The sequence below is a fragment of the Rhizobium sp. 62_C5_N11_2 genome (assembly GCF_051811185.1).
Lineage (GTDB): Bacteria > Pseudomonadota > Alphaproteobacteria > Rhizobiales > Rhizobiaceae > Rhizobium > Rhizobium leguminosarum.
The window spans coordinates 757,670-778,327 of the sequence record NZ_JBPWPW010000002.1; the positions used below are offsets into that span (position 1 = coordinate 757,670).

18 protein-coding genes and 5 pseudogenes are annotated in these 20,658 nt (G+C 58.3%); 9 read left to right on the plus strand and 14 right to left on the minus strand.

From position 1 onward, the window contains the following. The first annotated feature begins 74 nt into the window (after nt 1–74). Nucleotides 75–530: an NUDIX hydrolase gene (locus AB8B31_RS27255; protein ID WP_018245204.1), complete on the plus strand. Its 456-nt coding sequence runs from the start codon at nt 75–77 to the stop codon at nt 528–530. Nucleotides 531–653: 123 nt separating this feature from the next. Here the strand turns inward: AB8B31_RS27255 and AB8B31_RS27260 are convergent, their stop codons facing one another. After that, the gene (locus AB8B31_RS27260) at nt 654–1,322 is read right to left on the minus strand and encodes a hypothetical protein (RefSeq protein ID WP_439007581.1); all 669 of its coding nucleotides are present in this window, start codon (nt 1,320–1,322) and stop codon (nt 654–656) included. A 144-nt stretch (nt 1,323–1,466) separates the two neighbouring features. Beyond that, complete coding sequence (locus tag AB8B31_RS27265) at nt 1,467–1,754, minus strand: hypothetical protein (RefSeq protein ID WP_026188654.1); 288 nt, start codon at nt 1,752–1,754, stop codon at nt 1,467–1,469. A 523-nt stretch (nt 1,755–2,277) separates the two neighbouring features. Between AB8B31_RS27265 and AB8B31_RS27270 the strand changes: the two are divergent. Then, nucleotides 2,278–2,441: pseudogene (locus AB8B31_RS27270) on the plus strand (IS66 family transposase); the annotation flags it as partial. A 143-nt stretch (nt 2,442–2,584) separates the two neighbouring features. Here the strand turns inward: AB8B31_RS27270 and AB8B31_RS27275 are convergent. The 3 genes from AB8B31_RS27275 to AB8B31_RS27285 are packed head-to-tail and all read right to left on the minus strand — an operon-like array spanning nt 2,585 to nt 5,744. Next, nucleotides 2,585–3,586, minus strand: a complete 1,002-nt coding sequence (locus tag AB8B31_RS27275; protein WP_096772358.1) for a tyrosine-type recombinase/integrase — start codon at nt 3,584–3,586, stop codon at nt 2,585–2,587. Then, nucleotides 3,583–4,506 carry a tyrosine-type recombinase/integrase gene (locus tag AB8B31_RS27280; RefSeq protein WP_086083856.1) on the minus strand — a complete coding sequence of 308 codons (924 nt, stop codon included), beginning with the start codon at nt 4,504–4,506 and terminating at the stop codon, nt 3,583–3,585. Before AB8B31_RS27280 ends, AB8B31_RS27275 begins: the two co-directional genes overlap by 4 nt. Further along, nucleotides 4,503–5,744 carry a site-specific integrase gene (locus tag AB8B31_RS27285; RefSeq protein WP_096772357.1) on the minus strand — a complete coding sequence of 414 codons (1,242 nt, stop codon included), beginning with the start codon at nt 5,742–5,744 and terminating at the stop codon, nt 4,503–4,505. The genes AB8B31_RS27280 and AB8B31_RS27285 overlap by 4 nt, the downstream gene beginning before the upstream one ends. Nucleotides 5,745–5,868: 124 nt before the next feature. Between AB8B31_RS27285 and AB8B31_RS27290 the strand changes: the two are divergent. Both AB8B31_RS27290 and AB8B31_RS27295 read left to right on the plus strand, forming a co-directional pair. Then, nucleotides 5,869–6,057, plus strand: a pseudogene (locus AB8B31_RS27290) (transposase domain-containing protein); the annotation flags it as partial. A gap of 238 nt (nt 6,058–6,295) precedes the next feature. Beyond that, nucleotides 6,296–7,219, plus strand: coding sequence for a hypothetical protein (locus AB8B31_RS27295; protein ID WP_018245201.1), 924 nt, complete (start codon nt 6,296–6,298; stop codon nt 7,217–7,219). 174 nt (nt 7,220–7,393) lie between these two features. Here the strand turns inward: AB8B31_RS27295 and AB8B31_RS27300 are convergent, their stop codons facing one another. Both AB8B31_RS27300 and AB8B31_RS27305 read right to left on the minus strand, forming a co-directional pair. Continuing rightward, nucleotides 7,394–7,669 (minus strand): hypothetical protein, encoded by a 276-nt coding sequence (locus AB8B31_RS27300; RefSeq protein WP_018245200.1) that lies wholly within the window; start codon nt 7,667–7,669, stop codon nt 7,394–7,396. 94 nt (nt 7,670–7,763) lie between these two features. Next, nucleotides 7,764–8,090, minus strand: a complete 327-nt coding sequence (locus tag AB8B31_RS27305; RefSeq protein ID WP_018245199.1) for a hypothetical protein — start codon at nt 8,088–8,090, stop codon at nt 7,764–7,766. Nucleotides 8,091–8,129: 39 nt separating this feature from the next. Here AB8B31_RS27305 and AB8B31_RS27310 point away from each other — a divergent pair, with 39 nt between their 5' ends. After that, nucleotides 8,130–9,140: a hypothetical protein gene (locus tag AB8B31_RS27310; RefSeq protein WP_245268263.1), complete on the plus strand. Its 1,011-nt coding sequence runs from the start codon at nt 8,130–8,132 to the stop codon at nt 9,138–9,140. A gap of 115 nt (nt 9,141–9,255) precedes the next feature. Next, a pseudogene (locus AB8B31_RS27315) lies at nt 9,256–9,459 on the plus strand (integrase core domain-containing protein); the annotation flags it as partial. 291 nt (nt 9,460–9,750) lie between these two features. Here the strand turns inward: AB8B31_RS27315 and AB8B31_RS27320 are convergent. Continuing rightward, nucleotides 9,751–10,776 carry a sensor histidine kinase gene (locus AB8B31_RS27320; protein ID WP_018245196.1) on the minus strand — a complete coding sequence of 342 codons (1,026 nt, stop codon included), beginning with the start codon at nt 10,774–10,776 and terminating at the stop codon, nt 9,751–9,753. 206 nt (nt 10,777–10,982) lie between these two features. Here AB8B31_RS27320 and AB8B31_RS27325 point away from each other — a divergent pair. Next, nucleotides 10,983–12,039 (plus strand): annotated as a pseudogene (locus AB8B31_RS27325) (PAS domain-containing protein). Nucleotides 12,040–12,041: 2 nt separating this feature from the next. Here AB8B31_RS27325 and AB8B31_RS27330 read toward each other — a convergent pair. The 3 genes from AB8B31_RS27330 to AB8B31_RS27340 all read right to left on the minus strand — a co-directional run bounded on the left by AB8B31_RS27330 (nt 12,042) and on the right by AB8B31_RS27340 (nt 14,197). Continuing rightward, nucleotides 12,042–12,863 (minus strand): DUF1206 domain-containing protein, encoded by an 822-nt coding sequence (locus AB8B31_RS27330; protein WP_018517405.1) that lies wholly within the window; start codon nt 12,861–12,863, stop codon nt 12,042–12,044. A 283-nt stretch (nt 12,864–13,146) separates the two neighbouring features. Beyond that, complete coding sequence (locus AB8B31_RS27335; RefSeq protein WP_018245194.1) at nt 13,147–13,653, minus strand: Hsp20/alpha crystallin family protein; 507 nt, start codon at nt 13,651–13,653, stop codon at nt 13,147–13,149. A 58-nt stretch (nt 13,654–13,711) separates the two neighbouring features. Beyond that, nucleotides 13,712–14,197, minus strand: a complete 486-nt coding sequence (locus tag AB8B31_RS27340; RefSeq protein WP_018245193.1) for an Hsp20 family protein — start codon at nt 14,195–14,197, stop codon at nt 13,712–13,714. Nucleotides 14,198–14,641: 444 nt separating this feature from the next. Here AB8B31_RS27340 and AB8B31_RS27345 point away from each other — a divergent pair, with 444 nt between their 5' ends. Both AB8B31_RS27345 and ligD read left to right on the plus strand, forming a co-directional pair. Continuing rightward, nucleotides 14,642–14,953, plus strand: coding sequence for a DUF982 domain-containing protein (locus AB8B31_RS27345; RefSeq protein WP_018245192.1), 312 nt, complete (start codon nt 14,642–14,644; stop codon nt 14,951–14,953). A gap of 142 nt (nt 14,954–15,095) precedes the next feature. Next, the gene (gene ligD / locus AB8B31_RS27350) at nt 15,096–17,741 is read left to right on the plus strand and encodes a DNA ligase D (protein WP_026188653.1); all 2,646 of its coding nucleotides are present in this window, start codon (nt 15,096–15,098) and stop codon (nt 17,739–17,741) included. A 109-nt stretch (nt 17,742–17,850) separates the two neighbouring features. Here ligD and AB8B31_RS27355 read toward each other — a convergent pair whose 3' ends face one another. From AB8B31_RS27355 to AB8B31_RS27365, 3 genes and pseudogenes are all read right to left on the minus strand, one after another. Further along, nucleotides 17,851–19,056 carry an MFS transporter gene (locus AB8B31_RS27355; RefSeq protein WP_018245190.1) on the minus strand — a complete coding sequence of 402 codons (1,206 nt, stop codon included), beginning with the start codon at nt 19,054–19,056 and terminating at the stop codon, nt 17,851–17,853. Nucleotides 19,057–19,358: 302 nt separating this feature from the next. Next, complete coding sequence (locus AB8B31_RS27360; RefSeq protein WP_018245189.1) at nt 19,359–19,967, minus strand: J domain-containing protein; 609 nt, start codon at nt 19,965–19,967, stop codon at nt 19,359–19,361. Between the two features lie 384 nt (nt 19,968–20,351). Next, nucleotides 20,352–20,554, minus strand: a pseudogene (locus AB8B31_RS27365) (IS66 family transposase zinc-finger binding domain-containing protein); the annotation flags it as partial. Nucleotides 20,555–20,658: the final 104 nt, after the last annotated feature.

Consider the following 20,658-nt stretch of genomic DNA (forward strand, 5'->3'; position numbering starts at 1 on the left):
GACGTGATGAAGCAAACTGGACTCTTCAACTTTGTCCAGCTAGCTTGCGCGGGCTTCGAAACCGGAGGCGGACGATGCTCAACGAAAGCGCCCAGACAGAACTTACGAAAACGGTGTCTGGTCGCGATATCGCGCAGGCTGGTGCTCTCTGCTACCGTCGGAACGAAAACGGTGGAGTTGAAATCCTTTTTGTAGGCAGCCGACGGAACGGTCGATGGGGCATTCCGAAGGGGCACGTCGAAGGTGGTGAGGTCAGCAGCGCCGCGGCGCTGAGAGAGGCGTTCGAGGAGGCCGGGGTCTCAGGCGTCGTCGACAAAACCGTGTTCGGTACGTTTTCTTATCGGAAGGACACGAGTCCCAACCAATACCACGTGGCCGTCCATCTTCTTAAGGTCTCGATGATCGCGGACAAGTTTCCGGAGAAGGGTGTCCGAAAGACACGGTGGTTCCCCTTGGAGACCGCGTTGCGGGAAGCGGCGCAGCCGGGCTTGCGGCTGCTACTCTCAAGCATCAGGTCCATTAACCTCTGACTACCGAGTGTCGATGATCCGAACGACACCGTCAAGCCGCCAGATCGGGAGAGATGCGACATAGGACTTCGTGATGGTCAACGGTCCCGTCGTCCGCTGGGCGCCTTGCGCCCGGACGGGACGCTACTCGCCCTCTTCACCTGTCTTCGGGAAGAGATGAGTGACATTGGAACCAGGGGTCGGAACCCTCGCTGCCGTCTTCTTGATGCCGTTGCTGCGTTCGCCAGCAGCTTGTACGACCGAGGCAAATCCATCGCGTTGCCTGTAGTAGTCAGGTTTTTCCGGAAGACTGAGATCAAAATCGGCAAGCAGTCGCTCGATGAGGTCCATCGCCTTCGCCGCGATCACCGCATAGCCCTCCTGGCGCCGCTCGAAAAAGCTGTCGAAGCCTAGGCCGGAGAGATCAAGGTTATCCAACGCGTTCCCAAGGTTCGTCACCCGGTTCGATAACCATAAAGCTTCGTGGAAGAGCTCGTCGCCGAGGAGGCTCAAGTCTTCAGCCCGTGGGAGGACAAGAACCGGATCCGCTGTGTGGAAGACGAACTCGCCTTCGTTGACTGGGTTGAATTCAGGCGTATCGTGAACGGCAGCGTATGCGGCGCCGACAAAATCGTCTAATGCCAGAGCTGTCAGCATTGCCGCGCTGCGCGCTTTGGCTTTTGGGTTCCGACCGCGTTCGGCAGCCGTCCACCGCAGCACGCTCGGTATGATCGTGCCGGCGGCGAAACAGCCAGCCCCAATCATCGCTCCGACTAGCATGATGCCTTGAGTTGTTTCGAAGAACTGCGTCAACACTTACCTCGTAGAGTTCGAGAAGCGATTTGCATCGGTCGCACGCAGAACGGAATCAGTACCGGCTGTTGCAGTGTGCCTCGCTTGAAAGCGATTAGGAATGCTCTCCCGAAAGATGAGATCTCGACAGAGTATATTCAAGGTTTAGTCCGTATGCCCCCTTTGCGAGGGAACCACACCGATAGTTGGGACAGGTGGTTCCTGTTGCCGCATTTTGTTGTCTTGCTCGTCACCGGGGCTAAGTGCGTCGCGCACTTCATCGTCTTCCCAACCCGCCTCGATGGCGGAAGCCACAAGCGTCTCGATTTTCTCGGTTTCCGACGCATGCGAAGTCTCATCCAGGCGGCGTCTGGCGGTCTCGAGGCACTGACGGAGGTTCGAAGCGCGACTGGGGTCGTTACGGTCGTAGCTTGGTGATGCGATGTAGGTCATAGGAAGCTCCCTGCTGATCGAGAGGAACACCTGAACAGAACTCCGGTTCCACACTACGCATCTGCGGTAAGCGCCGCCGTTTGCCGCCGGCGCTTACGTCACGCATTGGCGCTGATCCGCCTGCATCCCCTTGGCCTTAGGCGTTCATCAAGCGTCATCCTGGCGAATGGCCGGTGGCTGTGCTGCAGATGGACCATATGCTCTGACCACGGCAGTCTGGCTGTCTTGGAACTTTCGATCTCGCAAGTCTGTTCGTACTGTTGAATGGAGGTACTGGCCATGTCCAAAAAGAATAATGACAAAGGGGGCAATCCTAAAGACCAGCCGGTCAATCACCCTGACCGTAAAGAAGTGCCACCGGAGCCTGACGATCACAAACACCCGGCTCGAGATACAAGGGAGGCACCGGTGCCCAACCCAAACGATGAGCCTGTCGACAAACCTTAGCAACTGCCAGACCGTCGTGAACCGACTTTTGGATCGTAACCGATGTTCTCATCCCACGGCTTATGTCGCCAAATACTGGGATGGTCTTTGTGTTTTCCTGACCGACGGTCCATCGAGATCGATTACAACACCGTCGAGAGAACCATCCGGCCGATAGCGCTTAATCGTAAGAATGCTCTCTTCGCCGGACACGATGCTGGAGCGGAGAACTGGGCGATCATCGCCTCCCTCATCGAGACCGCCTTATGCCGCGCGCGGCATAAGCTCGTTTATGCCGACCGGCGAACTATGCCGAGTGCGTCTTCTGGCAGGAACGGCAAACCGTGCGTTCCGAGCCAGTTTGGCGGGTCGCCGTTGTTTGGCACTCGGCATAGTTCTCATGCTCAGAGGGTGTTCAGGAATTCCAGAAGCCGGTCGCTTGGTCGAAATCGCTCGGCCTTGGCGCCTTCGTACGGCTTCAGCTTTGCGAGTGCAGATTCCTTCAGTTCGAGATGCGCATGAAGATAGGTCAACGTCGTTTCCATCGCTTCATGGCCCAACCACAGGGCAATGACGGAGCAGTCGACGCCCGCCTGCAGCAACTCCATGGCAGCAGAGTGCCGCAAGACATGGGGCGACACCCGCTTTGAGCGAAGGGAGACGCAGTGCTCACGTGCTTTGGCGACATATTTGTTCAGCAGTGCCTGCACGCCGTCGGCGCTGAGCCTGCCACCGTGCGTATTCGGAAAGAGGGCTGTTGAGCCTCGCTTCCCTGGTTCCTTGAGCCAATAACGGAGGGCTTGCTGTGCAACCTTTGTGAGCGGCGTACTTCGCTCTTTGCGGCCCTTGCCGATGCATTGCACATGCGCACCGCGGCCGAGCATTACCGAATCTCGGTCAAGGTCGATGATCTCCGAGACCCGCAGCCCCGTTTGGGCGGCCAGTAACAGCAGAGTGTAGTCGCGGCGTCCCAGCCACGTGCTTCGATCCGTGCAGTCCAGGATCGCTTCAATCTCGGGCCTAGTTAGAAACTGAAGCTGCCGCTTGTCACATCGCTTGCTGGGGATCGCGAGCACACGCTGAATGTGGGCGCTATGTGCCGGCTCCTCGAACGCCGCATATCGGAAGAAAGAGCGGATGGCTGTAAGGCGGAGATTCCGGGTCCGCACCGAGGCGGATCTCTTCGTCTCAAGATCCTCCAGGAATGCGCCGATGAAGGGAGCGTCCAAATCCCGCAGCGTCAACTCCGATGGGGATCTCCCAAGGCGCGTCTGTGCGAACGCAAACAGGAGCCTGAAGGTGTCGCGATAGGAGGCGATGGTGTTAGAACTTACACCTCGATGCTTCATGAGCCGATCTGTGAACCACCGCTCGATCAGCACGGCCAGGTCTTTCGTGCGTCTCATGACCGTACCTCCCAGCGCTTATTCAATCGCCGTACGGCATGGTTCATCAGTTCCGGCGTGGCGGACAGATACCAATAGGTGTCGCGAACATTCGCATGGCCGAGGAAGGTCGAGAGAACCGGCAGCTCGCGTTCCACATCTTCGCCGGCGCGATGCCAGTTGATCAGGGTCTGGACGGCGAAACGGTGACGAAGATCATGAATCCGTGGGCCATCTCGTTTCCCCTCCTGCCGTAATCCGATTTGCCGAGATAGTCGCCAGAACACGCGGTGCACGTATTGATGCAGCAATCTGCCGCCCTGTTCGGCGACGAAGAAATAGGGACTACGCGGCGTACCAAGGTGTGCATCGCGTCGGGCGGCATAGCCTGAAAGGACAGCAATTGTCGTGGCATGCAGCGGCACCAGCCGTGACTTGCCAAACTTTGTCTCTCGGATGGTGAGGACGCCCTGGTCGAGATCTACATCGGCCCGGAGCAGGCTGAGCGCTTCGGAATGGCGCAGTCCGGCGACCGCTATCAGCCCGAACAGGCAGTGATATGTCCAGCGCCGCAGGGCGTTGGCCGGCGGCAACGACAGTGCTGCCGCCAGAAGTGCCTGAATCTCGACCTCACTATAGATGTAGGGTTTTGTCCGCCGTGCCGGCGCCACAGCGTCGCTCGGTGGCACTTCCGTCAAAGGATCGAAATGACTGAGGTGCTGGGCAAAGCAGCGCACATCAGCCAGTCGGATTGACCAACTCGGCTGCCGGCCCATCGAGGTGACCCACTCCATTGCCAGGTCCGCCGTGATGGTCTCGGCGCCGCGGGCTTCCATGAAAGCGACGAACTCCGACAATCGTTTTGCCGGACCGTCATATTTGTATCCCAGCCCTTGGCGCATGCCGATGTAGCGCTCAAGCGCGGTGCGAAGCCGGCTCATTGGACACCTCCCGGCCAGGGTAGGCTCAGTTCCCGCAGCTTCTCAATATCGAGCTTTGCATAGATTCTTGTACTGTCGATGCTTCGATGGCGGAGCAGTTGACCGATCTCGGCAAAGCTGGCGCCCGACCGCAAAAGGTCGGTCGCAAGGCTGTGGCGGAAAAGATGGGCACCGTGATGCGCATAGCCGTCAATGCCTGCCCGTTCGAGTGCCTGCTTCGCGATCATCGTGATGGCGCAGCCGGAGGCAAAGCCCACATGCGGCGCAAGTGTTCGCAAGAAGACTCGCCGACATGCCGAAGCTGGGCGCCCATGCCGGATATAAGCGACGATCGCTGTTCCGACGTCGTGACGCAGCGGCATAGTCGCTTGTCGTCGTCCCTTTCCGTGTACGAGGATCGTGCCCGACTGCCAGTCGATATCGTCAAGATTGAGGGTGGCCACTTCGCTGGCGCGCAAACCGAGCTTGGCGAGGATCATCAGAACCGCATAGTCCCGACGACCCATTGCCGTCGTCCGATCGCAGGCATCGAGAACCTTCTGGACTTTCTCGGGCGGCAGGAAGGTTGGAAGGCCGGCAAGTCGCCAGCGGCGGATGGACGGCACACAGTCAGCGAGCGGCGTCGAGATGAAGCCCTTCAGATGCAAATAGCGCAGGAAAGCACGCACAACCCCGCACATGGCTTTGCCACTGTCGGCGGAACCGTCGAGCGCATGTCGCTCGACATAACCGATAACGATCTCCGGGGTGAGCGCTGCAAACTCGTCTGCGCCGAAAGGACACACCTCCCGGAGAAATCGAAGCGACAGAAGCTTGTGGCTCCCCACTGTCGCGGCGGCGAGCCCTCTCTCATTCGAGAGATATTGCCCGAATACATCGACGATCATCTCGTGCTCACTGCGCTGAATCGGAAGCGCGGCTGGTATTAAGCCTTTCTCCCGTAACGCCAAAAGCAAGCGGCGGAGCGCCGATCGATCGCCCGAGTCGGGCTTCCAGTGTTTGAAACGATGCTCAAGAAAGCGGTCGGCGTGAACCTCATTCAAATCCTGCGGAGCATGTCCATTGCCAACATGCCAGTCCATCAGATCCCGAAACAGGCTCAGCGACCGCCACGTGCATTGCCGCCCCAAACCTTCGTTCGACATTTTGGCGGCGTAAACGCCCGCAAACTCCCGATACGGACCGTAGACCAGCTTCCGGTATAGGGCGCTGCGATTCAAATAGTCAGTTGCGTTCATGTGTCCTCTCCTTCGCGACAATTGCGACGGAGAGACCCTAAGCTATGCCGACTAGGCGGCCGCTATGGTGCTGGAAACGTTGGCAAAAAGTTGATTAATCGGCATAGTTCGCCGGTCGGCATAAACGAGTAAGCTCAACGGTGTCGATCCGTTCGCCTGTCTCACCGCCACTCTCAACGCCATAGCTAACGGCCACAAGCAGAGCCGAATAAAGGAACTCCTGCCGTGGAATAACCTGGCACGGCAATATGCATTCAAAGCCTTCTATCCGGCACATTGCGGACTTCTCCCGACATTTGATCCGTCGTTTTAACCCGCCAAAAACGACCGGCGTCTATGGATGTCTCAAGTACCGTGCGAGGTTGCCGTTGAGTGCTTTAACTCGTCAAGGTTTGTTGGCCTCGTGCGCACGGCGAAGAGCCGTCGTCGTCGCGGCTCCACTCCTCGACATCAAGCGAGAAAACTCGTCAGTATGGGAGCAGGGCACCGCTTACCCCAAGAACTCGGTGCCAGCGAAGGTTTCGAACCATTCCCAATAAGCGGAGACAGCTTTGAAAAAATTCAATCCCATTCGAACGCGGGAGGTGATGGGCGGCACTATCGCCCGCGCACTTCGTGCCGAATACGATCCCGCGATGCCGATGGGGAATGTTGCGGTGCATGAGATCAACGATGTTATCTCTGCCTGGCTGGTGCGTCATGACAAGGAAATAACACCCGTTCTTCCACGTGCGCTCCAATGGTTGGACAAGGCCATCGAGGGAAAAGAAGAGGAAAGGTTTGGTCCTTTTCCCTGTTCCCACCGCAGGACTTTGCACTGGGCCAAGGCCCTTGGCCACTGGATGCACGGTAAAGGAAACGACGAAGCATCGTGGAAAACCGCTCAGGATGCAGAGATTGAATACATGCGAACCGGCTTTACCAAAGTACTCGGTGTCGACAAGTTTGACTACAAGCTCCAACGTTTCGTTCCTCAGGAAATCAAGGGCCTGCCGTATAGTTCACGGAGACTGCTCGTCGACGGAACTCTCGACGATTTCATGGCGTTCAGCCTCCAGGCTGGTCAATACGACACCGCAGTCGAAGAATATGAGCGACATCTAAAGCCGAAAAACCCATCACTCAAAACAACGTTAAAGCCACGGGCGTTTGCCTATGCGCTCTGTCTGAAAAAATTAGGGCGGGCGCGATTTGGCGACAATGACCTGTTGGAGGCCGGGCAGCGAATGTTGCGGGCCAATCTCGAGGAAACATGGTTGGGAGTCGGCCAATATGAGCGTGCGGCCACATGGTTGAAGATCGTCTATTGGGACCGCGACCAGACCCTGACGCCACTGGAGACCATCCTTAAAGCCTATGACAACATGCCAAACGTACCGTTGCCTGATTTCATGCTGGCAACCCGGTCCGAACTTGAGCCAAATTCCCTTCGAATGAGGTGGGCACAGTTAGTCAAAAGACTTCGGTTCAAATGAGGTTTTGCATTGATAACGTGAGCACTGATTTCGTAAGCGGTGTCCCGCTTACACGTTGACCGAGCTGCGTTTTGTAGTGCCGAGTGCTTTAGGATGAGGGGATAGCCCTGCGGAGATTTACTCGGCCTCAATAATTCCACGGCAGCAACCTATCGATCTGGCTCTGAGCCTGGTTCATAGGTCCTTCCTCTCAAGCGAGCAGACTTCGAGATCGTCTTCGTCGAAAACCACCTCGGCCACTCCAAACGGGGGGCCATCAAACCAGCCCATCGCATCTGCCTGCTCATAAGTAGGCGTTTCGTGCTCTTTCGTGCCACCAGCCTGGACGGTCGTCATCTCAACCGGATGGACGCGAATCGCGACAACTGTGCGCGTTCCGACGTCGGTACACCGCCACCGCCTCTTCCCGCACCAGAACTCCAGACCGATCTGAAACTCCGAGTGTTCCATGCATGATCTCCCTGATTTAGTATGTGATGATTACAAATAGCCGAGTGTCGGGTCTTCGAGGCTGCTGCTATCTTGTAAAAGTCGAATCAGGAGGTCACAAACCTGACTCGCGCCGAACAAGGCGCTCTCTCCAATCCAGCCACGCACGGTTTATGATGGTTGTTTCCTCAACCGGAGCGCCCATGGTCCAATACTGTCGGCCGTCGATGTCAAGGTAGACAGAGCTTCTACTAGTTGGCTCAAACCACCTTCGTTCGCCCTGGGTACGGATGAATGAGACGGCTTCCTCAAACAGGGCCTGGTCCTCCGGCGGATCGTCGAATTGCCGTACCGAGTATTCGTGCGGCCACTGCGGCATGGTTTTCGCGTAACGCCAGTGGCGCGTGCCGATGAACTTCTTGAAGTCATCAATGCTATCCATTAGGTCTCGTCTTTGCTCCTGAAGTTCAAGAGGCTAATCATGCGACTACTCATGAGCCACCTCGCCCAATTCAGCTCGCTCTCCAAACAGGGAGAGTTGCTGTGCACGCAGGGGCTTGCCTACCTTCTTCAGAATTCGGATGCACGCAAGAGCTTTGGGGACCATATCTCCAAGATGGTGGGCAGAACTATCAACGCCGACTTGACTTGGCGAGCCGAGGCTCGACAGAAAGACGGTGCCCGCCCCGACTTGGAGGGCTGCACGGCTGACGGAAAGCTCGTGGTCAAGATAGAGGCGAAATTGGGCGCGGCGTTTGGCGAGGGCCAACTCAGTTCGTACCTTGGCGACCTTCAAGAAAGCTCTGATAGTGGAATGTTGCTGGTGCTGGTACCTCATTATCGGGTTGCTGCGATGAAAGCATCGGTGCCGTGTGTGTCCGCTCCTACCGAGGATGGTCCTTGGCAGCGGGGTGCAACGTCCGACTTTTCGGTTGCGGTGATCGATTGGGAAGGGGTCTTGGTCGCCCTGAAAGATGTTCGCTCCGAACCGTTCCGTGGTGACCTTGCCCAATTTCGGGCCATGTACAGGGTCCTTCAGGGCTACGACATCGAGCCACTGAGGAGTGTCTCTGAACTGTTCGCTTGGCGCGAGCGGAAAGAGGTATTCGTCAATCTTGTGGATCGCGTTACCCGCCGCTTGGCGCAGCAGAGCCGAGTCCTCCCAATGGGCAAGGACGGTCCCGACGACTACCAGCGTCGATATGTCTGCCTACCGCTTGGCGCAGACGAGCCCTGCTTCAGCGTGGGGGTCCGCGATCCTTTTCCGGGGTACACGACGCCTATCTGGCTGCGTTTCCACCGTCTTACGCCCAAGTTCTCGGTTATCCGCGAACGTCTTGTCGCGTCTGGCTTCGCGCAGCGATTAACTGAGTGCGGTGGCCACATCTGGATACATCTCGATGTTCCGCTCAATGCCGACGGCGAAAGTCTGGTTGATTCGTTGGTTGAGCAAGCACAACGGGTTATCGAGGTCGCGTACCAGCCATTGTGACACACAGACGTGTGTCCCGCAAAATCTCTGAGAAGCGGCAGTTATGCTTGCCCCGGCGACGACTGGTGAATGAGTGACTGCCCCGGTTTTCTCACAGCACCTCTGCCGTGCTGGGGACAATGCCTTCATCGAAGCATTCAACGGCCGCTTCCGAGCCGAATGTCTGAACCAGCATTGGTTCCTGACCCTTGCGGATGCCCGCGAAAAGATGGAGGATTGGCGCAGAGACTACAATGAGGTTCGGCCACATGGTGCCATCGGCAATAAGGTGCCAGACTTACTAATGAATCCGGGAGGCGCAACCAGCCCACCTCCTTGAATGAAGCCGGAAAACTCCAGTCTCCGGTGGTCCAGAATCCTGGGGCGGTTCAAAAACCGCCGGGGCTCTACTCGCCGCCGGATGAAAGTTCAGTGGCAGGTCACTAGGACTTCCGAGTTCGGCGTTACCTCACAAGACGGCCCTCACCGTGGGCTTACGTGGGATCAGGACAGCGCTTACTTTGGATCGGGTTCGCTGTTGCCTGGAACAAGGAAGATCCAAACGTCTCGCGATGACATCATCGATGTCTTTGATTTCTCGAGCGCCGGCCATCCTAGCGTCGCAATCAAACTATTCCTCGGCGTCGGAACAGTTCTTATATTGCAGCTTCTGAAGTGGCGCATCCAGCCTCAGGATGAGCCCGGTCGGGGCGTAATCAAGAGAGACCTCCCCGAAAGCGGACAGGCTGGAGCTGACGAGCCGCGTGCCGAACCCCTTCTTGGTTGGAGTTTCCACCGCCGGACCTCCAACCTCCTGCCAAGTGAAGTTCAGGCTCGGGGCGCCCGCCTTGTCGCCTACCGACCACTCGATTGCAACAGTCCCTGTATCCTCCGAAAGCGCACCATACTTATTGGCGTTGGTGACGAGTTCGTGCAGCACGAGGGAGAAACAAAGGGCCGCCTGTGGACTCAATTCAACGTCGGGACCGCTTGCTTTGAAACGTCCTGACGTCTGAAGTCCGAGATTAATCGCGGTAGCCTCGACAATCGTTCCCATGGTCGTGCCCAACCAATTTTGCTGCAGCAAAATATCGTGTGCTTTCGAGTAAGCATTGATCCGCGCAGAGATCGATTGTTCCGCTTCCTCCAGAGAGCTGGCGTTTCGAAAGGATTGACTGGTGATAGCCTGAACGACGGCCAGCGTGTTTTTCATGCGGTGAGAGAGTTCGTGCATCAGGACGCGCTGTCGCTCCTCGTTTTCTCTCTGCTCGGTGCGATCTCTCAGAATCTTCACAAAGCCCTCGACTTCGCCATCATCCGACGTCAGCGCCATCATCTGACCCGACGCCCAGAACAACGATCCGTCCTTGCGAACGTGCCAGCGTTCATCGTTGCCATGGCCTTCCGCTAAAGCGGCGGTCATCTCCCGTTGGAGAATCCCCGCCTGCAGGTCTTCCTGCGTGAAAATGACGGCTGCGGGCTTGCCGATAATCTCAGCCTCGTCCCATCCGAGGATCCGTCGCGCACCCTCATTCCACGTAGTCACCAGGCCATCGAGATCCATGGAGATGATCGCATACTCGATCGCGCTCTGCAGAATGGCTTCGAGAAAGCGCTCTCGGGAGCGGCTGGAACTGGAAAAGGGTTTCATGATCATATTATACGCGCGAACCTTTCAAGGCCTGCAAGGCTGAAAGGCCTCATCCTGATTTTATACCGGACGCCGTCGCGTTGGCAAAGGCCGCAGCCGTGACACGTTGTCGGGCAAGTCCCGGAGGAGCGATCGCTAAAGCCACACAACCTTCTCGGAAACAAAGATACGCGAGCCACGTTATCAAGCGACGTCTTAGTGAGCGTGGAAGCATGACAGGCCATTCGAGAGAACAACTCCACGGGGATTTGCCTTCCGCATCTTCAAAAGCAGCTTCCGCCGATCGGAAGGAGTTGGCAGCGATCGCATTTGAACGCACCCGGATGCCGATGGTCGTCACCGATGGGCGAAAGCCGGATCTTCCGATCGTGCTCGCAAACAAGGCATTCCTCGAACTGACAGGTTATGCGGCGCCTGAAGTGCTGGGGCGCAACTGTCGTTTCCTGCAGGGTCCCGCGACGTCTCCGATTGCCGTCGCCGAAATTCGTGCGGCTATCGCCGGCGAGCGTGAGGTCAGCGTCGAGATCCTCAATTATAAGAAGAGCGGTGAGCAGTTCTGGACGCTTGCATCTAAGTCCCGTCCATGGGGATGACGGAAGGATCCTGTATTTCTTTGGCTCTCAAATCGACATGACGGAGTACCGGCGGATCGAGGCACTGGAGGCCTCCGAGCATCGCCTGCTGATGGAAGTCGACCACCGATCCAACAACGTCCTGGCGATCGTCGACAGCATCGTCCGCCTGAGCAACGCCGATGACCCGGCCCTTTATGCCGCCGCTATTCAGCATCGGGTGCAGGCGCTCGCCCGTGCCCATACCTTGCTTGCTGAACGAAGATGGACAAGCATTTCTGTTGAGGAGCTTATTCGTCAACAGGTGACGCCGTTCGCGGCCACCCGCGCTTTTTTTGCCGGGCCGGATATCAGAATGGATGGGCCGGTCGTCCAGCCCCTTGCGCTCGTGTTCCATGAACTCGCTGTCAACGCAGCCCAGCACGGTGCGCTCGCCGCTGCGCGAGGCAGACTTTCAATCAGTTGGAAGCCCAAACCGTCCGGAGCAGGCTTTAATATCCGGTGGCAGGAGGTGGGCTCGCGCCCTCTGCCTACATTCGCCAAACGAGGTTTTGGCACGGTGATTGTCGGCGCAATGGTCGAAAGGCAGCTTAAAGGGCGAATTGAGAAAACTTGGTCGGAGGATGGGCTGCTTATAGACATTGAGATCCCATCGGCAGGCTCGACCTATGACGGCACCTTGGCACCGGAACACTGATGTCAAGAACCTGCCATCGGGATCGAACGCTTAGCGTCCGCCAACGATGGGCTCCTAACGATGCGGTACCGTGCCTCGACAAGATTATAGAGTCCGAAAGCCGCCAATCCAACGGCGACCGCGACATACAGAAAGGATCCTAGCGGAAGCTGGCGCAGCCATTCCAGGGCGTCGCCCATGCTACCGGCTTGTCCAGGATCCACCCTGAAACCTGCATAGGCGAAAAGTACTCCGGTAGCCGCAAACACCACGCCGCGGGCGACAAGGCCATAGATGCATACCAACGTCACGATACCCTTGTGATCAGGTATCTGAAGGTGGCGCTCGAACTTCCTGGTGATGCCCTTCACGGCCGTCACGACGCCGCCGATGATGAAGCCGGCGCCGACCGCGATCGCAAAGTAGGATCCAAACGGCTGCGACATGATCCATCCTGCCAGATCCTTCTCACCAGAAGCTTCGCTACCTCCTCCCAGGAAAAAGGCGTTCCCGAGCGCATATGCGGCAAGCCCGAGATAGGTGATGGCGCTGCCAAAGAGCGCGGATCGGATCGCCAATGCCTTCCCGTCCCTACCGTGGCCGTCGCTGTCTGCCAGGGACTGCGCCAACCTCCAGGCAACAAATCCTAGAAGGCCGAGCCCGATCAATCCGACCCATACGCGACCGAGCGGCTGTCCAAGGAGTGCTGAAAGCGCGGATTTCGTTTCGGGCCGGCCACCGGCCACGCCGGAGAAGAGAGCAAGCCCGGCCACAAGGAGAAAGACAACGCCGCGCGCCGCATAGCCGCCTTTGGCGAGCACATCAAATCGATTTCCCTTGGTCATCAGCGGTCCCGTCGGTTTCAGCGCGCCATATTCAACGCGCCAACTCGCTGAAAGTTTGCTGGAGACCGGCAACGATGCAGCCACAGAACGGCGGGGCCATATCCTGGTGACGGAACGCCACAGGTGGGCTGGTTGTTGTCGGCGACCATTTGAATGCGACAATACCGAAGCGTTGCCATCATGTGGCAACCTCGCTGCCAATACAGCGAGATTGGCAGCAGGGCCTGACAATCGCATGCCACTGCTGCCAAACAACGCGCATCACCCCAAACACATCTCTCTTTTAGCTATTGATCGTGATGCGCTTAGCAGTCGATTGTTCCGACCCCGAGCGGGGCAGAGTGACAGTCAAAACGCCATTCCTGAAGGAGGCCGAGATTCTGTCTTCCTCTACCTCGCTGTTTAAGGAAAGACGGCGTTCGAAGCGGCCATAGAACCGCTCGGAGAACTGCCGGTCTTTGTCGTCGTTTTCGCCAAGCTTTTCACCCCGGATGGTCAAGACGCCGTTGTCGAGCAAGACTTCAACGTCTTTCTCGTCCATGCCAGGAATATCAGCGGTGACGCGGATTTCCTTCTCGGTTTCCGAGACGTCGATCTTCGGCCAGGAGCTTTCAAACATGAAGCCAGAACCGCTGGCCGGGAACCGATGCTCGAAGCCACGGAAGACATCATCAAACAGCCTGTTCATCTCGCGATGAAGCGCCAAGAACGGATTATGATCTCTGCCTGCATAGTCGGTCGGAACCGTACTCTTGCCGCGGCCCCGCGAAATTAGATCACGAACACTCATCTGTACCTCCATGTCTGGCCGCGCCGGCAAGTCCGGCGCCGGCCGTCATCTAGTTCGATTATGCAACCTGCTTTCCGCCTTCGATCTGAAGCGGTGCAGTCTGCTTTTCAACCTGCTGGGCTTCGCTGGCGCCGATGGGAATGCGCCGCGGCTTCATCTCTTCGGGGATCTCCAGTTTCAACTCGACCGACAGAAGACCGTTTTTCAGGCTTGCCCCAGACACCTTGACATGGTCGGCGAGCTCGAAGCGCCGCTCGAACGACCGGCCCGCGATGCCGTGATGCAGATATTGCGCGTCCTCCTTATCGGCTTTCTCACCAGCAATAATGAGCACGTTTCGCTCATGCGTGATCGAAAGGTCCTCCTCGCCGAAACCCGCGACAGCAATGACGATGCGGTAGTCGTCATCGCCCGCCTTGACAATATTGTAAGGCGGCCAAGTGTCGACAGGTTGAACCCGCTGCGCATTGTTGAGGAGGTTGAAAACGCGGTCAAAGCCGATGCTGGACCGGTAAAGGGGGGCGAAGTCGAATTCGTTTCTCATAGCCATATCCTCCGTAAAGCAACATGGAATGAAGACGCATTGGAAACTTGCGTCTCCACCAATTCAGCCCCGTTAGTGGCGGCTGACGAAACTGATTTGGTTGCGGAGTTTTCAGGGTTCAAGAGCACCCCAGACAAAAATTGGCACTCTGGACACTAGAGTGCTAAAATTGGGTGTACCATTGATGAGCTGCCGTTTTCTGAACGGCATTTTCTAAGGCCGATTGTTGAAAAGGCGCTCTCATAGTCACGCCAACAGGCGCGCCGTTCTTGACCGTGTGATGCCCATCGACTTTTCACGCATGTCCCCGCCGGGCAATCGCAGGCGCAATGGTGAACGGCCCGTTGATCACCAAGGGGATTTGTCTGACGGGCCTTGAACGATCGGCTACCCCCCACAATATCATTTTCATCAGGACCATTGGTGGCATGAAAGGAGGAAAAGATGCCGCTGAACGATGTTCTATGGACCCAGCCGGTGAGAATCCGGCTGCAGTGCGGTTTGGAGCGCACCTTCGCAGGCGCATACGACGCCTTGGATTTTCTCGAGAACGAATGGCCGCTGCGTCATGGTGAGCGCCATCAACGCGCAGTGAAAACGTGTCGTGGCGTCCTCAACGGCAGCATTCCCAGCATCGTCGCGCGCGAAGCCTTCGTGGCGGCTTGCCTCGAAGCGGGCATGCCATCCGTTCTGGCCCCGTGGAAGAGAAAGCCGACCACGCATCCGGCTCGGCCAGCGCGTCTCGTTGCCAATTAAAGGAGAATCGATGACCTCGCCTCCGATGAGGCGAGGTCTAGCATAAGCGCCGCTTTTCCCGTTATTTGGCTGGACGAACGCCGTGATGGAACTTCTGAGTGCCAGCCGGCATTTCGCTGTCGGGACTGTTTCGGGAACGACCATGGCCAGCGATAAACTGTCGACCTATCGATCGAAGCGCGACTTTCAAAAAACGGCCGAACCGAGCGGCGAAAAGCGCCTCGCGCGCAGCAACCGTCGTCGTTTCGTCATCCAGAAGCACGACGCGACCCGACTGCATTACGATTTGCGCCTCGAACTCGACGGCGTCTTCAAGTCTTGGGCTGTCACCAAAGGCCCGTCCCTCGATCCGCACGACAAGCGGCTGGCCGTCGAAGTGGAAGATCACCCGCTGGACTACGGTGATTTCGAAGGCACCATTCCGAAAGGCCAGTATGGCGGCGGCACTGTCATGCTCTGGGATCGCGGTTATTGGGAGCCGGAAGGAAAGAAGAGCCCGGAGCAGGCGCTGGCGAAAGGCGATTTCAAATTCACGCTGGAAGGCAAACGCCTGCATGGCAGCTTCGTGCTGGTGCGCATGCGCAACGACCGCGACCGTGGCAGCCGGACAAACTGGCTGCTGATCAAGCACCACGACGAATTCTCGGTCGAGGAAAACGGCGCGGCCACACTTGAGGAAAACCAGACATCAGTTGCCTCTGGCCGTACCATGGAAATGATTGCCGCCGGCAAGGGACGAAAGCCCAAGCCCTTCATGGTCGAGGGCGGCGACGTTCAAGCCGATGCCGTCTGGGACAGCAATCACGGACTGGCTGCCGAAGAGCGAAAAGAAGACACTGGAGCTGATCGGAAGGCGAAAACGGCCACAAAGGTTGATCTACCGGATTTCATTGCGCCACAGCTCTGCCAGACCCTGGAGCGTCCGCCCGCCGGCACCGGCTGGATTCACGAGATCAAGTTCGACGGCTACCGTATCCAGATGCGCGTACTGGACGGGGAGGCGACGCTGAAGACCAGGAAAGGGCTCGACTGGACGACAAAATATCCCGAGATCGCCGAGGCGGCATCGACACTGCCCGATGCGATCATCGACGGCGAGATCTGCGCCCTCGACGATAATGGCGTTCCTGATTTCGCGGCCCTGCAGGCGGCCCTTTCGGAAGGCAAGACCGGCGAACTCGTCTATTTCGCATTCGACCTTCTCTATGAGGGTGGCGAGGACGTGCGATCTCTACCGCTCGTCGAGCGCAAGGCGCGGCTTCAAAGGCTTCTGTCCGACGCCGGCAGCGATCCGCGCATCCGTTTCGTCGAGCATTTCGAAACGGGCGGTGATGCAGTTCTCCGGTCTGCCTGCAAGCTCTCACTGGAAGGCATCGTCTCGAAAGAGGCCGATGCACCCTATCAATCCGGCCGCACCGAAAACTGGGCGAAGTCGAAATGCCGCGCCGGCCACGAGGTGGTGATCGGCGCCTATGCCAAGACCAACGGGAAATTCCGATCCCTGCTGGTCGGCGTCTATCACGGCGACCACTTCGTCTATGTCGGCCGCGTCGGCACGGGATATGGCGCAAAGAAAGTGGAAACGCTGCTTCCGAAGTTGAAAGCGCTCGAGACGGCGAAATCGCCCTTCACCGGCATCGGCGCGCCGAAGAAGGAGGCCGAGGTCACGTGGCTGAAGCCCGAGCTCGTGGCGGAAATCGAATTCGCAGGCTGGACGGCCGACGGTATTGTCCGGCAGGCGGCCTTCAAAGGGCTGCGCACGGACAAGCCGGCCAAGGAGGTCAAGGCCGAACGGCCGGCGAAACCCGCGCAGACAGACGTGCCGCAGCCGGTGGCGGAGACGAAGGCCATGCCGGTCCGGCGAAAGGGCGCCAAGGCCGAGGTCATGGGCGTGACGATTTCCAACCCCGACAAGCCGCTATGGCCTGATGCCAATGATGGCAAACCTGTCACCAAGGAGGAACTGGCCCGTTACTACGAAATGGTCGGTTCCTGGCTGATCGAGCACATCAAGGGACGGCCATGTTCCATCATCCGGACGCCCGACGGCATCGGTGGCGAGCAGTTTTTCCAGCGCCATGCGATGCCCGGCACCTCCAACCTGCTTGAACTGGTGAAGGTCTTCGGCGACAAAAAGCCTTATTTGCAGATCGACCGCGTCGAAGGCCTTGCTGCCGTCGCGCAGATCGGTGGCGTCGAGCTGCATCCCTGGAATTGTGAACCGCATCAGCCTGAGGTGCCGGGCCGGCTCGTCTTCGACCTTGATCCAGGTCCGGACGTGCCATTCTCCGCGGTCGTTTCGGCAGCCCGCGAAATGCGGGACCGTCTCGACGAGTTGGGCCTGGTCAGCTTTTGCAAGACCACTGGTGGCAAGGGCCTGCACGTCGTCACGCCACTCGCAATCAACAAGCGCAAGCCGCTTTCGTGGGCGCAAGCGAAGGGTTTTGCCCACGACGTCTGCCAGCAGATGGCGCGTGACAATCCCGATCTCTATCTGATCAAGATGACCAAGAGCCTGAGGGATGGCCGGATCTTCCTCGATTATCTGCGCAATGACCGGATGGCGACGGCAGTGGCACCTTTGTCGCCCCGTGCCCGGCCGGGTGCCACCGTCTCGATGCCGTTGACATGGACACAGGTCAAATCGGATCTCGACCCGAAGCGCTTCACCATCCGCACCGTCCCGACCATCCTCTCGAAATCATCGGCCTGGGACGATTATTGCGATGGCCGGCGGCCACTGGAACAAGCGATCAAGCATCTCGGCAAGGGGCGAGTTGCCGTATGATCTCGCCGCTCTTCGAAAAGGCCTGACCGGCAAAAATCAGGCGGCGATTGCGGCGAAGATGCTAACATATAATAGCCCTTGTGCCCGGCAGCGGCAGCATCGGCAGATGCTACTCGGCCTGCACACTCTGGTCCTTCGGCAGCAAAATCGTCATCGCCGCCGCGACGGCGGCCGTAACTGCAACGGCGAGATAGATGCCGCTGAAACTCTGGGTCGATGTCTTGATCACGGCGCCAAAGAAGTTCCCTGTGGTGCCGCCGATGCCTTGGAACACGGTGCAGATGCCTAAGACAGTCACCGCGACGCGGGGCGTGGCGCGATGTGAGACGTAGGCCGGCAGCAGGCCATAGATCGGATAAAAACCCAGCGAAAAGAAGATGCCTGACAGGAGCGAGAGTTCCATGGAGGGATCGAGGACTACGAGGGCGCCGGCGGCGAGGAAGCTTGAGTAACAAGCGAGCATGGCATGGCGCGCTCCGAGGCGCGACGATATTGTGCCAATGGCGAAGCCTGCGCTGATCCCCACCGCCCCGATCGTTGCCCAGAGCCATGAGGCAAAGCCGACGGAATAGCCGAGTTCCTCGCGCAGGAACGGCGAGAGATAGGTGAGATAGGGATATGGCATCAGGCCGTTGATGAAGCCGAGCGCGAAGATCAGCGCCACCCATGGCATGATGGAGCGCAGGCTTGCTGAACTGCCGGCAGTAGGCGCGCGCGTTTCGTGACTTGTCCCGCTGTCGAAGAGGCCGGCCCGCCCGAAGAGAATGTGGGTGACAATGGCCAGTGTAATCGTGGCCGCGCCCGTGAGGTACCAGACCATCTGCCAGTGGCCGCTTCCGGCGTATGCGGCCACGAGTGCGCTGTTGATGAGGACGCCAAAGGCCGGCGCGCTGGAGATCAGGCTCATGGCAAAGCCGCGCTGTTCAGCTCCCACCACCCGCGAGGCGAGATTAATCATCGGCACGAAGGTCGATGCGCCCGTTGCGCCGGCGACCATCAGCAGCCCGGCAACAACATAGAGATTGTCGATGATGGGGATGCCCGACAGGCAAAGCCCGCAGAGCGACACGGACGCCACCACCGTCCGCGCTGCACCGATGCGATGGACGAGCCAGGTGCCGAGCACGGCAAATGCCACCGTGGAAAACTGGACTAGGCCGGTGACAGTGCCGACGAACGCATAGTCGAAGGCAAGATCTTTCCGCATGTCGGGGATGATCTGGGGAAACAGGCTGAGGCCGAAGCCGTAACACGTGCCGACGCAGGCGATCATGACGGCGACGAGAACGTTACTCGGGATTCGCACGCTAGTCATGATGATCGGCCTTTGTTGGCAACCGCGTTCCCCCCGCTCGACGCGATGATCATCTAGCATGGGCAGCCGGTGGACTGTCGGGTCTGCGACGCCTGTTGCCGATATTGCCGCGCTTCGGGTGCCCCGGCATTGAGCGCGCCAATAGTCTTGCGCGCGCCCGGGCATGGTCGTGACCGCGTCTGGTGCAAGGCGGCCATCCAGCCTGGCTTGCAAATCGCAGAGGCTAATGTTCGAGCGGCCATCAAGGCAGTCGCAACATGCTTCGGCAGGCCCTCCCATCTGGCCGCGACGAGACCTCCCGCCTAGCAGAACCCGTTCAACTTGAGAATCTTATGGGCGTCGATTGCCGCCCGGAGTTCATCTTCGGAGTTTCGATCTCCTCGGTTAGCATCTGGATGGTGCATCTTCAGCATCTGCTTGTAGCGTCGTCTAATCTCCTCAGACGTCGCGTCCTGCGAAAGGCCGAGCGTTTCGAAGGCTTTTGCTTCCAATACCTTGAGCTTACGTCGCTGAAGATCAGCTTTCGTTGTTTGATGTTGAGCAGCAATCTTGCGAGCGTTAAGGGTTTTTGCCGTACCGGAGCGAACGGTCGAAGGAAGCGGCATCTCTGTCGCCTGATCAACGCGGGTCCCCCACGTCTTACGGCTGCCGTTTGCTGCTTCCCTCTGATAGCGGGCGGTCACTGGATCAGACAGATTGCTCGCGAAATTATATCCCTTATTGTATTCCCTCGCATGTTGCGCGCAGAACACCAGGTATAATCCTTCCGCATCTCGCCCGACGGGCGCACGATTGGTGCCGCCGCTTTCGCAACCGTCCCACTGGCATTTCGACTGGTAAGGCTCGCGGAGCGGAGCCGATTTTTTGCTCGTTGGCCTCAGGCCGACGAAAATCTTCGAATCAAACGTCATCGCGCGTTATATGGCGGTCTCATCGAGGCGGCAAGCAAACCATCCACGAGATTTCAGAAAGATGACGATGGAGGCGCGCCGATAGTCGGGACAGGTGGTTCCTGCTCCGGCTCTTTACGCCTTGCCCGTCACCGGCGCTCAGTTGCCTCGCGCACTCCATCCTCGTCCCAACCCCCTCAATGTCTGAAGCGCGATGAGCGTCTCGATTTTCGCCCTTTTCCACTACCTGCGAAGTCTCATTGAGTTGGCGCCTAGCAGCTCGAGACATGACGAGGTTCGGAGCGCGATCCACATCTTCACGGTGGTAGCTGGGCGATGCCATACAGGTCATTTGGCAGCACCTTGCTAATCAAGAGGTTGAGATCGATGCCTTGGCTGCCCCTTGATCTGGGCTCGCCGATAGAGCGGGTCGGCGTGCTTGGACACTAGGACATGTGCGATGGTCGTCTCCGTCGGCAATCCAGCCTGGATCAATCCTGCAGGAGCCTGAGCCTGAACAACACCATCGATCCAGACACGGCAGGCGTATAGGGGCGACGGGTGACGATCACGCGGAACTGCGCCGGGATGACATCCAGCCGCTCGGACGGACATCAAACGTATACATGTCAAGGGAGCACCGAGCACGCCGCTACGGCGTGCTCGCCTATGCTTTTCGCTGAACCAATCGAGCCGCCGAAACCGGCAGCTC

Excerpts from the sequence above, each read along its gene's own strand:
- AB8B31_RS27275 (WP_096772358.1), bottom strand. The coding sequence starts at position 3,586 with ATGAGACGCACGAAAGACCTGGCCGTGCTGATCGAGCGGTGGTTCACA.
- AB8B31_RS27340 (WP_018245193.1), bottom strand. The coding sequence starts at position 14,197 with ATGAGAAACGAATTCGACTTCGCCCCCCTTTACCGGTCCAGCATCGGC.
- AB8B31_RS27310 (WP_245268263.1), top strand. The coding sequence starts at position 8,130 with ATGCGACTACTCATGAGCCACCTCGCCCAATTCAGCTCGCTCTCCAAA.
- AB8B31_RS27305 (WP_018245199.1), bottom strand. The coding sequence starts at position 8,090 with ATGGATAGCATTGATGACTTCAAGAAGTTCATCGGCACGCGCCACTGG.
- AB8B31_RS27335 (WP_018245194.1), bottom strand. The coding sequence starts at position 13,653 with ATGAGTGTTCGTGATCTAATTTCGCGGGGCCGCGGCAAGAGTACGGTT.
- AB8B31_RS27320 (WP_018245196.1), bottom strand. The coding sequence starts at position 10,776 with ATGATCATGAAACCCTTTTCCAGTTCCAGCCGCTCCCGAGAGCGCTTT.
- AB8B31_RS27300 (WP_018245200.1), bottom strand. The coding sequence starts at position 7,669 with ATGGAACACTCGGAGTTTCAGATCGGTCTGGAGTTCTGGTGCGGGAAG.
- AB8B31_RS27280 (WP_086083856.1), bottom strand. The coding sequence starts at position 4,506 with ATGAGCCGGCTTCGCACCGCGCTTGAGCGCTACATCGGCATGCGCCAA.
- AB8B31_RS27330 (WP_018517405.1), bottom strand. The coding sequence starts at position 12,863 with ATGACCAAGGGAAATCGATTTGATGTGCTCGCCAAAGGCGGCTATGCG.
- AB8B31_RS27255 (WP_018245204.1), top strand. The coding sequence starts at position 75 with ATGCTCAACGAAAGCGCCCAGACAGAACTTACGAAAACGGTGTCTGGT.
- AB8B31_RS27285 (WP_096772357.1), bottom strand. The coding sequence starts at position 5,744 with ATGAACGCAACTGACTATTTGAATCGCAGCGCCCTATACCGGAAGCTG.
- AB8B31_RS27360 (WP_018245189.1), bottom strand. The coding sequence starts at position 19,967 with ATGACGTTTGATTCGAAGATTTTCGTCGGCCTGAGGCCAACGAGCAAA.
- AB8B31_RS27265 (WP_026188654.1), bottom strand. The coding sequence starts at position 1,754 with ATGACCTACATCGCATCACCAAGCTACGACCGTAACGACCCCAGTCGC.
- ligD (WP_026188653.1), top strand. The coding sequence starts at position 15,096 with ATGGCCAGCGATAAACTGTCGACCTATCGATCGAAGCGCGACTTTCAA.
- AB8B31_RS27345 (WP_018245192.1), top strand. The coding sequence starts at position 14,642 with ATGCCGCTGAACGATGTTCTATGGACCCAGCCGGTGAGAATCCGGCTG.
- AB8B31_RS27355 (WP_018245190.1), bottom strand. The coding sequence starts at position 19,056 with ATGACTAGCGTGCGAATCCCGAGTAACGTTCTCGTCGCCGTCATGATC.